Raw genomic sequence first — 14,777 nt, 5'->3', positions numbered from 1 at the left:
GGCTATGCAAGCCCTATCTTATTACGTTTGATGGGGGTACCTGATGGACAAATGGTGGTTCGGTCTGCTCGTTATCTGCGATCGCCTCCTGAGAGTAGCTGTAGTATGGCGACAAAAATGGCGGCCCCGATGAAGGAAATGAAGATGCTGCCACAGAAATGGAACGTGCCCAGGTCCAACGCGCTTGCCAGGATGCTCCCAATGACGGAACCAACCAGTCCTACGATGATATTGCCGATGCACCCATAACCCCGACCGCGCACGACCGTACCTGCCAGTGCACCGGCAATCAATCCTACGAGTATCCAGGCAATCAAATTGCCGGGTTGTAATATCTCGGTAACATGTATGGTGTGAAAAGAAATGTTCATGTTAATTTCCTCCCGCATCTTCGCTGCCGATTCCACAAAAACATGGATATGAATACTATCTAAAAAACATCCAGATAGCAGCAGGCATAGGCAGATGCTTATCTTCAATACTGTGGTGTATACGTAGAAAAAGGCCAGGAGTTACAGAAAATAGCCAGACGCGAAGAGGGAAGGTGATACGGTGGATTTGTTGCCAGGAGGGGCTTCCCATAGCATGGTGCTCAAGTCTCACATACCTGTAGCTGTACCTGCCGCTGGGAAGCCGCTTGCTGTCCTGCGGATCTGGTTTACTCGGTTCTAAGTGCGTTAATGGGATCCATCCGGGCGGCGCGTTGCGCAGGATAGAAGCCAAAGACGATACCTACCACTGCCGCAAAGGCAAAGGAGAGTAAGATGGCCAATGGATCGATAACCAGTGGTTGCGCGGTCAGCTGTGAAGCAACGAAGGCTCCCAGCACGCCCAGCGCGATGCCCACGATACCTCCAAGGGCACTGAGTATCAGTGCTTCAATGAGAAACTGAGCCATCACGTCGCTGGGATAGGCTCCCAGGGCGATGCGAATGCCGATCTCACGCGTGCGCTCGGTCACCGATACCAGCATGATGTTCATGATGCCAATGCCACCGACCAGCAAGGAAATGGCTGCCACACTGATCAGCAGAATGGTCAGGGATTGGGCGGCTGTTTGTACGGTTTGCAGTAGCTGACCCTGATTCTGGATGGTAAATTCGCTGGCATCATGCCGTCCCTGTAGAAATTGTTGTACATTAGCCTGTACATCTGTGACGTTTTGGCCTTGACTGACCAGCACCGTGATCGCGAGCGGCCTCTGGCTGCCTCCAAGGCGGTTGATGGCCGTACTGAATGGGATATAGATGACATCGTCGGCATTGGTCGCGCCATTCGCACCTTTCGTGGCCAGAACCCCAACCACGGTGAAGGTCGATGAGCCAATGCGTACCTGGCGGCCCAATGGATCGATACCCTGGGCGGTAAACAGATTATCCACCACTGTTTGTCCCAATACGGCCACGGAGGCATTGCTTTGTTCATCCGCGCTGGTGAAGAAATTGCCTTCTTGCAGTTGCCAGCTCCCGATTTGCTGATAATTGGGATAGACACCCTGCACGCTGGTGGACCAGTTCTGGTTCTGGTAAATTACCTGTCCATTAACGTTGACTATGGGGCTGACGGCGGCCAGACCCGGTACCTGGCTGGCCAGGTCATCAGCATCGCTCTGCGTAAGTACCTGTTGGGTACCTGCGCCCTGCCGGACACCACCGGTGGCGGCAGCACCACCACGAATATTTAATTGATTGGGATTCAAGGTTGAGAGACGCCCGTTGATGGTGGCGGCGTTGCCTTCGCTGGTAGCGACCATCATAATGACGGCCGCGACGCCGATGATGATGCCCAGAGACGTCAGTAGTGAACGCAGCTTATTGGCGCGCAAGGCTTCCATTGCGCTACTGATGCTCTGTACCAGCGCATAACTGCTCCGACCACGTCGCCGCTGTGTCCGTTTGATGGGAGGCATGATCGGCTCTTTAGCTGATGGCCTGCGAAGACTCTCTGGCTGACGCTGTTGTTTTGATATGCTCATGGTTGCACCTGCTCTGTCGATATATGCGCGGAGAGTTGTTCCCTGGCATTCAGAGGCTGCGGATTGACCAGATCATCAACCACGCGCCCATCCCGAAAAATGACTTTTCGCTGGCAGTAGTCAGAGATCTCCTGTTCATGGGTGACCAGCACGATGGTCATGCCGCGAGCATTTAATTCCTGCATAATGCGCATAATTTCCAGGCTTGTATGTGAATCCAGGTTGCCGGTTGGTTCGTCAGCCAGGATCAGGGAGGGAGAGGTTACCAACGAGCGGGCAATCGCCACGCGTTGCTGTTGGCCTCCTGACAACTCCATGGGACGATGATTGGCTCGTGACGTCAGCCCGACCAGCGAGAGGGCGCGCCTGGATCGTGCCTCTCGCTCTTCTTTGGAGATACCTGCATACACCAGTGGTAACTCTACATTGGCCTGGGTAGACATCCAGCGCAGCAGGTTAAAGCTCTGGAAGATGAAGCCAATTTTCTGGTTGCGTACGTCCGCAAGCTCCGTATTGCTCATCTGCCCGACCGACACTCCATCCAGGTTATACTCGCCTCGCGTTGGCCTATCCAGGCAACCCAGGATGTTCATGAAAGTCGATTTCCCGGAGCCAGACGGGCCCATGATGGCAACGAACTCACCATGCTTGATTTCCAGATTTACCCCACGCAAGGCCGGCACCACGGTTCGCCCCATTGTATAGTATTTGTACAAAGAGCGGATCTGGATGCGCGTGGCGACTTTTTTATGCATCTCTTGTGAATCGGCCTCTATCATTGACCTTGACCTCCACCGTTGCCGCCGCCACCGCCATTGCGGAAGCCACCGCCCCCACCGCCATTGCGGAAGCCACCGCCCCCGCCGCCGAAGCCACCATTACCACCGAAGCCACCACCAAAGCCACCATTACGCTGCTGACCCGTTGTGTTGTTCTGTGTTGCGCTGCCTCCGGTGGCATTGGTTACTACCTGGTCTCCTTCATTCAAGCCTGAGAGGATCTGGGTGTATTGTCCATTGCTCAAGCCTGTGGTTACCATAACGGGTGTCAACACGCCATTTTGTAATTCGAGCACCATCCCCGGCTTACCTGTGGTTGCGGATGAACTGCCGTTTCCTTGTTGGCTCGCGCCACCGTTGCCCTGCTGGTTCGCACCACCGTTACGCAGACTACGCAACGCTGTCCGACTGATATAACCATTTTGTATGGCTGTGGTCGCAAAGGTGAGCGCAGCGGCTGGTACACGGAGCACATTGGTCTGCTGCTCGGTGGTGATATTGGCAGTAGCGGTCATCAATGGCAGCAGATGGATGTTATTCAGTGAGCTCATAGTGACGCTGAGGGTGACCGGGTAGGTCACTACACCAGAGCTGGACTGTCCAACGGTATTAATTGAGGCGACAGTCGCCTGGAACGTGTTGTTGGGATAGGCAGCAACGGTAAACTGAGCCGACTGGCCAACTTTGACGTTGCCGATGTCTGACTCGTTGACCTGGGCCACAATCTGTAGCGCACTGGTGTCCGTCAGCACTATCAATGCATTGGAGCTGCCGGAACTGTTGGAGCTATTGGAGTTGTTATTGCTGCCGCTGCCAACCGTGGTGCCGACGTAGCCGTTGATGGCTGCTACCGTGGCATTGGCCGGTGCGGTCAACGTGGTCAGAGACGCGCTATTTTGCTGCGGATTTGTAGGGGTGATGGTGGCCAGTTGCTGACCAGCTTTAACCTGGTCCCCTACTTTTACATTGATCTGATTAATCTGGCCGCTGGTCGTGAAATTCAGATTATACGTTGCTTTAGCCTGTACCGGGCCGGTTGCAGAGATTTGTTGGGCGATGTTGCCTGTAGTCACATATGCCTGGGTATAGCTGATACTGGCTTTTTGGGTAGTGCGCCAGTACAGCAAACCACCAGCTGCCAGGACAATCACTAACAAAATAATCAAGATGGTCAATAACGTTTTGGGACGTTTGCGTTTCTGCTGGTGTTGAAACTCTTCAAAGGTGAAGGCATCCTCTTCTTCTGGTTCATCGAAAAGAGGTTGGGATTGTATCTCTACATTTTCAGCCATTGCTCATTCCTACTTTGGTTAAATTTTAAAAATTCTATACATGACTATTCAAGGATTTGTATCGCTAGTTTAACATTTAGAACTCAAGAAAAAGCGTGAAATTTGTAAAGAAAAAAATGATGAAATTGGCCGAAATGTAAAAAAAACCTCAAGAAATAACCATCGAAATGAACCCCTTGACTGTCCTTTTGTTCATTGTCGAGAGGCAAGGAGTGTGATAGGCTACCTCTGTAGATCTGCGATTGTCAATTAGGAGTTGTTATGTCCTCGGTTTCTGATCCCTCGACGCCATCTGTTGCTGATAAACAGACAAAGTTAATACTTACAGGACTGAAAGAGTTCTGGTACCTGCCTCGCAATGTCTATCTCTTGCTATTTTTTACCCTGGGGAAAGGCTTCCAGCTTAGTATTGCAGCGCTCACGCTTAATTATTACGTTCATAGTCTGGGCTATCTGCCTGATTTTATTGGTATCTTTAGTGCTATGGCGGCGATTGGGGCGATGATCGGGGCGGTGCCCGTGGGCATACTGGCAGATCGCTGGGGTCGCAAACCTGTTTTACTGCTGACCGCCCTTTTATCTCCGTTGACACTGTCCGTGCTGGCCCTGGCTACCTCAGCTCCCTGGTTGATCATCATTAATCTCTTGCAAGGATTTGTCTCGACTGCCTATTGGGTGACGAACTTACCCCTGTTGACCGAGAGCACAACCGAAAAGCAGCGTGTGGGTGTGTTGGCCTTGAATAGCTTTTTGCTGCTGGGTATCGGATCGTTGGGCAATCTGCTTGGTGGCTTTATTCCAGAGTTCGTCGGCGGACTACTGCATGTTTCCGCGGCCAGTACGCTGGCTCTGCGCTATGGCGTTTTTGCGGCCGCCTCTTTTACGTTTATCTTTGGACTGCCACTCTGGTTTTTGCAGGAGCCCCGGCATACGCGCACAACTGAGCCAGCCGAAGCCTTAGCAGCAGAGGGAATAGAGCCAGCCCCTGTACAAAAAAGTCGTTCGGTGGGACTTTTCCTCAAGCTGTTGATTCCTGATCTCGTATTTACTATGGGTGAAGGTGCTGTGGTGGCCCTGATTCAGGTTTACTTTGTACTGCGCTTCAACCTGCTTCCCGGACCCCTGGGTATCATTTTTACTATCTCGGGTCTGGCGGGCGGCATCTTCTCATTGACAGCACCTCTGTTTGTCAGGCGTTGGAGTAAACTGCGCCTCGTCACCACGGTCCAGTACCTTAGCGCGCCGCTGATGGTCTTGATTGGCTTCGCCCCCACGTTGCCGCTGGCCATTACGGGTGAATATGCACGCTCCTTCATGCGCACACTGATCGAGCCAGTCTACGCCGCTTTCGCGATGGAGCAGGTTTCAAATCGCCAGCGTGCGACCCTGGCTGGTCTCTACTCGGTTACCTGGAGCATCGGTTTCAGCGTTGGGCCAGCGATCGCTGGCTGGCTACAAACCAGCATCAGTTTATCCGCCTCTTTTGTCTATGGTGCTGTCTGCCTCTTGTTGGCACCCACCTTCCTGCTCATCTTCTTTGGCCGCAAAAATGCTGGCGTTACCCAAGGAGTAGAGGGATGAGCGGTAATTACTCTCTAGATTCCTCTCATTGGGTTTGGCATGTGCGATAATAAGGGATGAGCACTGGCTGATCTTATGCACTTGTTTTCATTGTTTGCACAGGAAAAGATAGAGAGAATTTCGATGGTGGCTGCCACACGTTTACTATTTGTGCGCCATGGCGAAACCCTGGCTAATCGCGAATTTCGCTATATTGGTGTACGAGATGATGCTCTTTCTGAGCATGGTTCAACGCAGGCGCTGCAATTGGCGCAAACCCTGGCTGCAGTGCAGGTACATGCTATCTATAGCAGTCCTTTACAGCGGGCCTACCAGACAGCCGTGCCGATTGCCAATCAGCATAAACTTTCCGTGCAGGTGGTCGATGAGTTATGTGAGGGGAACTTTGGCGCCTGGGAAGGTTTGAGCCGGGCGGAAGTGCTGGCGCGCAGCCCTCAGGATGAGCAGCAGTTATTGGCCTGGGAGCGCGATCCAGCGCTGGCTCCTCCCCAGGGTGAGAGCTTTGTGATGGTGCAGGAACGTGTTTGTGCTGCTGTTACCCAACTGGTGCAGCGCCACCCGGGTCAGACTCTGGTATTGGTCTCGCACGTGGGTCCGATCAAGGCATTTTTATGCCAGGCACTGGATGCGCCATTGACCTCACTGTCCCGCATCTTTTTGGATCCAGCCACGATTAGCGTCATCGATTGGAAAAGCTCGCCTATCGTTCGCCTGGTGAATAGTCACGCCCATCCCGGCTGGGAACAGGCACGTTGGTTACAATTGACTACCATTTAAGCTTTCTGATGCATATTGGTCTTGATAAGCAAAGAGTGTATATTTATGGGTTGATATGAATATTTGGTCCTACTTTGTGGAGTAAGTTACTGTTTTTGTCAGCTTCTCAATGTATAATCATAATTTAGTGCTAGTAGTATGTGTGGAGGCTTTTTGTCGTATAGAGGAGTATTCGATGCGTTCGAGTCTTATTGATAGCCAGCGAGCCCCGAGTGAAATTGAATCTAAACAACAAGAACTACGTAACCAGGTTCCCTACCATTCATCGTTGCAGCCTCCATTTCCGCATCGAGCGACCAGCACAGCTGCATCCCCTTGGAGCACTATTACACGCTTTCTTGTTCCACAAGAAGGCTGGCTGGCATTTCTCTTACTTGCTATCGCCCTTTATAGTGTCGTTGTCGTGATTGTCAGCGCCGAGTGGGTACATTTTAGCTATTATCTGTATATCTGTCCTATCGTTGGCCTGTTTGTTGGGCTGGTGGTATCCAAACTTCCATATGTGCCACAGGCTTTATTGCACCTGTTGGCCTGCATGATTGGCCACGTGCTGGCTGTATGGGTCACTAGCGTCTATGCGTTTCACGCGCCAGCTCAGGTTGTGCTTGTGGGTCTTCAAGCGGCCTTCAGCGGACATATGGCTTATGAATCTAGCGTGATGAGCGAGATGGTCTTCTTTTTTTATCTGGCCTTTCTGTGTTTCTTTTTAGGCTATTTTGGGAGCTGGCTGGTCTATCGGGCTCGTTTGCCCTGGCTGGTGGCGCTGGTCTATTGCTCTATCATGCTGGTGAACTTAAATTACGTTAAGAGCAATTATAACTACCTGCTATTAGTGATGCTGGCGCCATTGATTCTGTTAATTGCTCGTATTCAGTTAGCCGCTCGACTTGCGCAGTGGACCAATGAAGGTCTATACACCGACCGCGCCTGGTTACGTAAAATAACCGGGCGTTGTATGCAGGCCAGCTGCCTGATCTTGCTGTTGACCTTGCCTCTAGGCTGGTTGTTACCCGTACAGAGTCAGCCTGAGAGTGGTAAAGTGCTCTGGGATCGGATTAATCTGATCTGGAATACGGCGATGAGCGGCGACCTGTCCTGGAATACTCTAAGTACATTGGCCTCTTCAACACCAGATACCACCAACTATTTTGGTAATCAATTAGCGATCTCCAATAGCATCCATTTGTCTGACAGTGAAGTAATGGTTTATGTGAGCTCTGATAAAAAATCGCATTATCTGGAGAGCTCTACACTTAGTCAGTTTAACAATAATACCTGGACCACCTCTCCTCGGGATACTGGGCAACAGGAATTCGCGGCTAATATGCGGTTACCGCTGGATAGTGGGCATAGTTCAAGTAATATAGTGTCGACGACAGTCACTCTGACGCAGCCCATTGGTGGTTCTAAGAACTATCTGTTTGCGCCTGCCCAACCGATTATCTTCAGCGTTCCGACTCAGATTTATGCCAGTGGTGGCAGTGGTGGGAGTACGGCCAGTGCCTGGACGCAACTTGATCCGTTGAAGCAGAATGAGAGCTATCGCGTTGTTTCCTCTCTTCCCCATCAAGGAACAGTGAATGACGTACCGTTACCAGATGATGATACAAACTTCTGGCAATCAGATGCTTACTATTATTGGCTGAGTATCTCTTATTTACAAAAGCCGCAGGATCTCTCTTCACGCGTTGCGCAGACTGCGGCTCAGTGGACAGCTGGTGCTACTAATGCCTATGATGCTTTGAAGCGTATTGAATCTCATCTTAACAATCCCCATGTGTTTACGTATTCGGTCGATAATGCGCCTATTCCACCCAATAAAGATGTGGTAGATTGGTTGTTGGAAACGCATACAGGCTATTGTACCTACTATGCCAGTGCGATGGCCGTGATGGGTCGTCTGCTCCATATTCCGACGCGCCTGGTGACAGGATTTAGCTCTGGTAAGTATGATCCCACGCGCGGCGTCTGGTCTGTGTCGGGTAGTGATGCTCATAGCTGGGTACAGGCTTATTTCCCTGGCTATGGCTGGTTGGATTTTGAGCCGACGCCAGGTTATTCAACTCAATCCCAGCTTGCGACTAATCATGCTCCTACTCCTGTTGCGACACAACCTGCGCTTAAGCCAACCCCAACTCTGAAGTCTGTGCCAACCCATACATCACAGAAGCAGCAACCAGATCAGACGTACCAGCAAGCTGCACAGCCTAAAGACTCAGGTTCACAGCTGACGCTATGGTTGGCTCTGGGCTTATTGCTTTGTGCCATCATCTTTTTTGCTTGCGCCATCATTGTCAGGCGCCGCCGGTTGCTGGATGCGACGCGTCCGGCTGTCTCTAGTTTATTCTGGCGTGCCTGCCGGGTAGCCAGTTGGGCTGGACTGGGACCGAAGTCCTGGCAGACCCCTTACGAGTATACCGAGATGTTGAGCTACCATTTACCGCAAAAAGATGCCTCGCTCTGGCAATTAACTGACCTCTTTGTTCGTGAGCGCTGGGGTGCCACCCCGCATGCGCCGGGCGAGCAAGAAGCGATCTCGCTGAAACGTTCCTGGCCTGCGTTGCGTGCACGCCTGCTGCGCCTGCTGCTCTTCCGCAAAGGAAAATAGGACAGAGCTATATATGATCATGTGATCATGCACGGATGTATCAATGCTCGTTACTCTCCCTATGGCATCTCGTTTTCTAGTTATGAGTGGATATGGATAGTCGTTGGGTTGTTGGGGAGAGTAAGTGAGCAATGTTTGGTGAGCCAATTGTGGAATGTGTCTATGGGTGGGGGCAGATACTACAGCTTTATCCTGATCATGTGGATATCCAGGGAACCTCATACTCGTTACATGACTTGATTAATTTTAAGCCTGTCTATCGCCGTATTATGGGCGTCCCTTCAATGCGCCTGGAACTGCAATTTATCTCCGGTATCGTGGTGATCCGTGGTATAGCCGACATATCCCTGGCTTTAAAAGTGATTGCCTATTTGCATACATGGAGTGGGGTACATTTACGCTATTCCGTTGAAGAGGTCCATGTTACGCCTGAGCTTCCAGCGCGTGCCACGGCTGTTGCACGTACGCCACAGCCATTGGTGCTCTCAGAGGGAGAGCAGGAGCGTTTCTGGGAATATGATGCTCATGACCAGCCGACTGTAGCGGCTGGACCCTTTGATGCTGTGGTAGATGGGGAGGCGGAGACTATCGCGTCTTCTGGCATGACGTCACCAATGGTACCATTAACGCTGGATGCCGTTACGTCGTGGCCATGGACCGATGAGCGCCATCGAGAACATCTGCAGCGCCGGCAGCGTCTCCAAAGAGAGCGCGAAGTACGTTTTTATGGCTTCGATGTGGAAGCACTGGCTAAAAGTTTACAGACCGAGCCATTGCCGCAGATTGCGGTGCCCGCAGTACTACTGGATGGTGAATGTGCTCACTATTGTACCGAGGCCAGACTGTGTGATGATCCACCGGGTGACGGTAAGCGGGCCAGAGCAAAGGTTAAAGATCAGGGCAGGCTTATCCTGACCAATCTCCGTCTGATCTACCTGGGTCAGCAACGCCATATTACGCTGGGCTATGAACATATGCTCCAATACTCACATGTGCCAGGAGCGGTTATGGTATCTACTACCTATTGGCGCCGACAGCAATTTTTTGTTATGCGCCGACCTCTGGAATGTGCGATGTACCTGGAGCATATCTGGCGGCATTTTCAGGATAAAATCCTGCCTGCTGCCAGCCAGTATTTGCTGCCAGCCAGTACACAATCTTTGCGCGCGCAGCAAGCGTTGAGGAAAAGAGAAACCGTGCAGTTGCCGGTTTTGCCTGTATGCAGTGAGTGTGGCCGCCTGGAATGCTGAGCCCACTCTATTCCCAGAGATGAACTTACATCTAAGGGGTAGCAATGCATAAGGTAGCTGCGCTTACTAGCGCTGTCTCGATTGTGTTTACTCGTTTAGAGAGTGTCAGACTCCCAACATATTGGGAATCAGAGCGCCCCTGGGCCTGGGGAACGCAGGCGTCCCCACTCTCTTTTTCATGACTGGTGCAGCAGGCGCGCATTCGCGCACCTGCTGCACCAGTCATGAAAGGATATCCTGAGCACGGGAGGTGTGCAAACCCATGCATAGTGCATGCGGATGCCACGGGAATCTGACACTTTCTTAGAGAGTGTCTGATTCCCAATATGTTGGGAGTCAGAGCGTCCCTGGGCCTGGGGAATGCAGGCGTCCCCAATCTCTTTTTTATGTTGGTGCAAAACGTGCGCACAGCGCACGTTTTGCACCAACATAAAAACCTCTTTTGAGCTCCGCAGGAGCGTAGTGTGAGGCAAAGAGACCACGATGGGCGTGGGAATCAGACACGCTGTTAGAAGTAGTGGAAGTGTAAGGAAAGGGAAGAATTTGTATGTTTGTAGATACTCTAATGGCTTTATGGAATATCATTTGTCGGAGTAGAATCAGAAAAATGCTTGCGACATCTCTTGGTATAAGTATTGGCCTGGTCTGCTTACTGGCATTTATCGGACTACCGGCGTTCTCACGTTCATCGGAACTGATAATGTCCTCATCTGAGGCAGAGCAGAATAATGACGTTGTCCTGACCCAATCGCATACCAGATCGGCGGAGGTTACACCACCAGAAGTGCCGCCCCCATCGCCAACGTCGCTGCCGACGCCATGGGTGACACCTACCAACGATCAGACGATGCAACGTATCCCTGGCCCTCCCCAATTTACGTTACCCGGTCTGCTGCCACCTCCACCCCCACCTTTCTTCTATCATCCTCAGCCACGCATACACCATATTCATATCACAATACATCGCGGTCCATCGCGGAATCTTACAATTCCGCCGACGCCTCCGGCGGGCCTGACACCCCCGTTGGTCCCTCCGACGGAATCTGCTGCCACTGTGGTACCGACCGTAACGCCGCTGCCCATTCCTGACACAACGCCGACGGCTGCCCCGGTGGTACCAGCGCCAACTACCGCGCCCGCTACCCCGTTGCCAGCTCCGCTGACAACTGCCACCAGCGTCCCTGAATCGCCATGCCCGCCATGTCCGACGCCATCTATAACCGCAGCCCCCGCCAGTAGCAGTTCCATTTGCGCCTCCTGGTAAGAAAAATAATCAATTCGGGGCCCATCACAGAAAAAAGTATGAGAAAGAATAAAGACGCTCTCATACTTTTTTCTTTGTATTTGTATTTACTTTTGTCAATGGATCGAGAGCTAATTTCACGACCATCGCAATTTTTTTAACTGCTGGCCCCTTTTATGCTCTTACCGTAATTGATCAAGGTATTGCTTTAATAGTGGTTAGTGTTGTATATATATTAGAGTAATATCCATCACATAATGTCGGTAGATGGATTTTTCGTGGCTATAATGGTAAATTTCAGGAAATGGCGCACAAGTCACATTATGAAGTGACGCGCAAGCTGACCATGGAGGAGCCATGCAAAAATTGGGATTGCATCCCACGGGAAAAGACCAGGGAAGGGTCTTTTTTAGCGATCTGACCAGGTAGCCTTTGCCGTTCTTATCGCTCATGCTTAAAGGAAGGAGCATGTATGTTGCAATATTTATTGCGTCCCGTTCGGGTATTTTCTGACACATGGGATATTTGCGTGATGAAGCCTGTACGTATGTTCTTTAGTACGAGAGCCTTTATTTTTCGTACAAGAATCCTGGCACTGGTGGGTATATGTGCCCTGTTAGGTGCCGTGACTATGGCGTATGGGACTCCAAAGGCATTCGCTATGCAGGCGCAGCCGCCAACGGATTGGAGTTTTTATGTAAACTCAACCAGTACCAGCAGTTCCTATAACTGGGGTTGTAACATGGGTAAGGCTGATGCCAGTCATTCGCCTGTCATTAACAGTGAAGTGGTGTTAGATTTTGGCGGCCAATTGAGCAATGGTAGTGGTACACTGATGATCAATGGTATCACTATTAGCAATGCCCAGATTGAAGCAGTAGCAGAAGAGTTTGCTCATGGCTACTGGGACTGTACCGGCTTAAACGATACAACTTCGGTTCTCAAGCTAGGCATTGGGACGAATAACTCATACTACGATGTCAGTTATGGCGGAGGACAGACCTGGGTGAATGTGGTAGCGGCGGCGCAAGCCTATGACCATTCGAAGGGATACGACTCCCAGGTTGTTATGATGGGTGCCAATGACATGGAACCTGGCTTTGGTAGCGCTTCTTCGACAATCTCCTGGTCGCAAGGTTTTGCCAGCGTTAGCGGTTATCTTTATCTTAACTATGGTTCGGCTGACGGTTGCCCTCAATATAGTACAGGCAACGGCTCCTGTAACAATGGATGGAATCAATATGATGAGTGGTATGTGAGCTGGGGATCGCCGCCAGCCATCGTTGCGCCAGAAATCTACTATTCCTCAATGGCACGCCAGTGGGCGATGATCAGCCTGTACGGAGCGCAATCCCAGGGAAGTGCAGTTCAAATGCAAGGGCCGTTGGATGAATACGACCTGGACACCTCAACCTTGACCCCGGCGCAGGCCTGGTCTAATCTCTGGACCGATCTCAACAACAATTCTGCCACGGCACAGAATATGCCTTTCTCGCTGGAAATCCACCAGGAATAGCAAGGGCACGAGATCGTTCTTACAGGTTTATCGTTCAGGAGGAATAATCATGAAAAAAGGCACGCGTGTTCCCTCTACAAAGTACCGCGCGGATAGATTCCGTGCACCACAGATACATTCGCGCAGCAAGATCAAATGGGTGGCTATTTGCGCTATTAGCGTTGTTGCTTTTATCTGCTTCATCGGAATAGCTAGCGCTGCTCAGATGAGCGGCGGACCAGGAGCAGCAAGGATCAAAGAGCAAAATGTTCAGAAGTTAATCGATGCTGGACGTGCGCATATGCATCAAAAGGGAGGGTCCCAGAATCAAGCTCCAGCGGCTCAACCTGCACCGACTCGTCAGGCCGGGATCGTCAGTATGCGTCAGGGCCCTTTCCCCGCGAGCGTCTTCACTGTGCGCAACATGTGGCAGGGGCCAGTAGGTAGCGACTGGGTGCTGGCCTATGCGGGAGCGAAAACGAATCCTGACAGCACACCTGGAACAGGCGGGATTGTGCTCTATACCGAGACGGTCAATGCGCAGGGCGCATTTGACCTGCACCCACTGAAGACTTTCCTGGCCCCCAATGGAACTACAACTCTGACCATCACTGCGACCAACGGCAATCTCTTGCTCTTGCGCAGCCAGAACGGTACTCAACTGACCTTTAACCTCGTAACCCATCAGTTCCACTAAGCCAGGCTGTAGCGCTTTAAAGTGTGTCTTAAGAGATCCGAGACGAATCGAGGGCTCTTAAGACACACTTTCCCGGCACCACATAAAGTATTTTCCGCCGCTTTCACACGAAATATCCTACTCATCTTGACTCACCGCCACCCTTAACGTATGTGTTGCCCCAGATATTACTGTAACTCCCTATAGAGCTCTTTAGGTTCTAAATCCTATCCAGCGAGGTTATTTTCCAAGCGCTACCCTCTTGCTTGACCTGAAGATGCACATGATAGGGTCCTCCACTGCGTGAAACCGTCATAACCACCAGCGGTGGATGTGCCGCCACGCTAAAGCTGCTGATAGGACCTCCAGCGTTCTCACTATCCTGGGCAATTTGAATGAATACCTGTAGGGTAAGCTTCTGCCCTGTGGTGGTGTCGGTTGCGTTGGCGTCCAGGTCGGCATAGGCCGCAATGTATTGATGATCTTTGAGGGCCTGGTAGTAACTCTTAGCCATAACTTCTGCCGTACCTGGTGGTGCCGGCGGTGCCATCAACGCGGCCAGAGCACCAGTCGGGAAATGATCGGGTGCCGTGGTCGATGTGAGCGTCAGTGCGCTGGTTGAGGACGGTGTCACGTAAGTAGTCGGTGGTGTCGGTTGAGGGGTATCCTCGCAACTACTCAAGATCGCCATAATCAAGAGAACGAACAGCATCAGCCGGTATCGAAGCATGCTCTTTTCCTTCCTAGACGTAAGGCCCCTGCAATGCATGTAGTATATAACATCATGTTAAGAGCTCCCTTCTAGAAATGCCTGGGTGGTTGCGCCATTCACTGGCGTCACCGGAACAGTTTGACCTTTCGTCTTGTAGTTATCCTGGGACCCAGCCGCGACATTGGGCCACGTGAGCGTCACGCCGTTGACCACGACGGCATTGCCAGGGGCGATGTGTGGCGGCGCTTGCAGGAGGGCTTGAGCCGAGTAGCTTTCGCCGCAGCCTGCCAGGCGCCGCAGCTCAGGTTTAAACACCTGTGCGGTGGTATTACGGTTAAGAAATGGTAGAGCTGCCTTAACTTCTGCCAGTTCCTTGTCACCGAATTTTT

The 14,777-nt window shown here is 51.6% G+C and carries 13 protein-coding genes; 7 read left to right on the top strand and 6 right to left on the bottom strand.

From position 1 onward, the window contains the following. Window positions 1-71: 71 nt before the first annotated feature. The 4 genes from JMI88_RS28900 to JMI88_RS28885 form a co-directional block, all read right to left on the bottom strand. The gene (locus JMI88_RS28900) at window positions 72-371 is read right to left on the bottom strand and encodes a GlsB/YeaQ/YmgE family stress response membrane protein (protein WP_201365423.1); all 300 of its coding nucleotides are present in this window, start codon (window positions 369-371) and stop codon (window positions 72-74) included. 287 nt (window positions 372-658) lie between these two features. After that, a complete protein-coding gene (locus JMI88_RS28895; RefSeq protein WP_201365422.1) occupies window positions 659-1,975 on the bottom strand; it encodes an ABC transporter permease in 1,317 nt (438 codons plus the stop codon). Continuing rightward, window positions 1,972-2,754, bottom strand: a complete 783-nt coding sequence (locus JMI88_RS28890; protein WP_201365421.1) for an ABC transporter ATP-binding protein — start codon at window positions 2,752-2,754, stop codon at window positions 1,972-1,974. The genes JMI88_RS28895 and JMI88_RS28890 overlap by 4 nt, the downstream gene beginning before the upstream one ends. Further along, window positions 2,751-4,046 (bottom strand): efflux RND transporter periplasmic adaptor subunit, encoded by a 1,296-nt coding sequence (locus tag JMI88_RS28885; protein ID WP_201365420.1) that lies wholly within the window; start codon window positions 4,044-4,046, stop codon window positions 2,751-2,753. Before JMI88_RS28885 ends, JMI88_RS28890 begins: the two co-directional genes overlap by 4 nt. Before the next feature lie 261 nt (window positions 4,047-4,307). On the opposite strand from JMI88_RS28885, the gene JMI88_RS28880 reads away from it, so the two are divergent. The 7 genes from JMI88_RS28880 (at window position 4,308) to JMI88_RS28850 (ending at window position 13,697) form a co-directional block, all read left to right on the top strand. Next, window positions 4,308-5,627 (top strand): MFS transporter, encoded by a 1,320-nt coding sequence (locus tag JMI88_RS28880; protein WP_201365419.1) that lies wholly within the window; start codon window positions 4,308-4,310, stop codon window positions 5,625-5,627. Between the two features lie 123 nt (window positions 5,628-5,750). After that, window positions 5,751-6,404 carry a histidine phosphatase family protein gene (locus JMI88_RS28875; RefSeq protein ID WP_201365418.1) on the top strand — a complete coding sequence of 218 codons (654 nt, stop codon included), beginning with the start codon at window positions 5,751-5,753 and terminating at the stop codon, window positions 6,402-6,404. A gap of 175 nt (window positions 6,405-6,579) precedes the next feature. Further along, complete coding sequence (locus tag JMI88_RS28870; RefSeq protein WP_201365417.1) at window positions 6,580-9,012, top strand: DUF4129 domain-containing transglutaminase family protein; 2,433 nt, start codon at window positions 6,580-6,582, stop codon at window positions 9,010-9,012. Window positions 9,013-9,143: 131 nt separating this feature from the next. Further along, the gene (locus tag JMI88_RS28865) at window positions 9,144-10,262 is read left to right on the top strand and encodes a hypothetical protein (RefSeq protein WP_201365416.1); all 1,119 of its coding nucleotides are present in this window, start codon (window positions 9,144-9,146) and stop codon (window positions 10,260-10,262) included. A gap of 607 nt (window positions 10,263-10,869) precedes the next feature. Further along, window positions 10,870-11,526 (top strand): hypothetical protein, encoded by a 657-nt coding sequence (locus tag JMI88_RS28860; RefSeq protein ID WP_201365415.1) that lies wholly within the window; start codon window positions 10,870-10,872, stop codon window positions 11,524-11,526. Window positions 11,527-11,977: 451 nt separating this feature from the next. Then, window positions 11,978-13,021 carry a hypothetical protein gene (locus JMI88_RS28855; RefSeq protein ID WP_201365414.1) on the top strand — a complete coding sequence of 348 codons (1,044 nt, stop codon included), beginning with the start codon at window positions 11,978-11,980 and terminating at the stop codon, window positions 13,019-13,021. Between the two features lie 49 nt (window positions 13,022-13,070). Beyond that, a complete protein-coding gene (locus tag JMI88_RS28850) occupies window positions 13,071-13,697 on the top strand; it encodes a hypothetical protein (RefSeq protein ID WP_201365413.1) in 627 nt (208 codons plus the stop codon). Window positions 13,698-13,896: 199 nt separating this feature from the next. Here JMI88_RS28850 and JMI88_RS28845 read toward each other — a convergent pair whose 3' ends face one another. Continuing rightward, the gene (locus JMI88_RS28845; RefSeq protein ID WP_201365412.1) at window positions 13,897-14,406 is read right to left on the bottom strand and encodes a hypothetical protein; all 510 of its coding nucleotides are present in this window, start codon (window positions 14,404-14,406) and stop codon (window positions 13,897-13,899) included. A gap of 57 nt (window positions 14,407-14,463) precedes the next feature. Then, window positions 14,464-14,703 carry a hypothetical protein gene (locus JMI88_RS28840; protein WP_201365411.1) on the bottom strand — a complete coding sequence of 80 codons (240 nt, stop codon included), beginning with the start codon at window positions 14,701-14,703 and terminating at the stop codon, window positions 14,464-14,466. Window positions 14,704-14,777 lie beyond the last annotated feature (74 nt).

This window comes from Dictyobacter formicarum (assembly GCF_016587435.1).
Note: the sequence above shows the minus strand (reverse complement) of the source record. Positions and strands in the feature narration are given on the sequence as shown.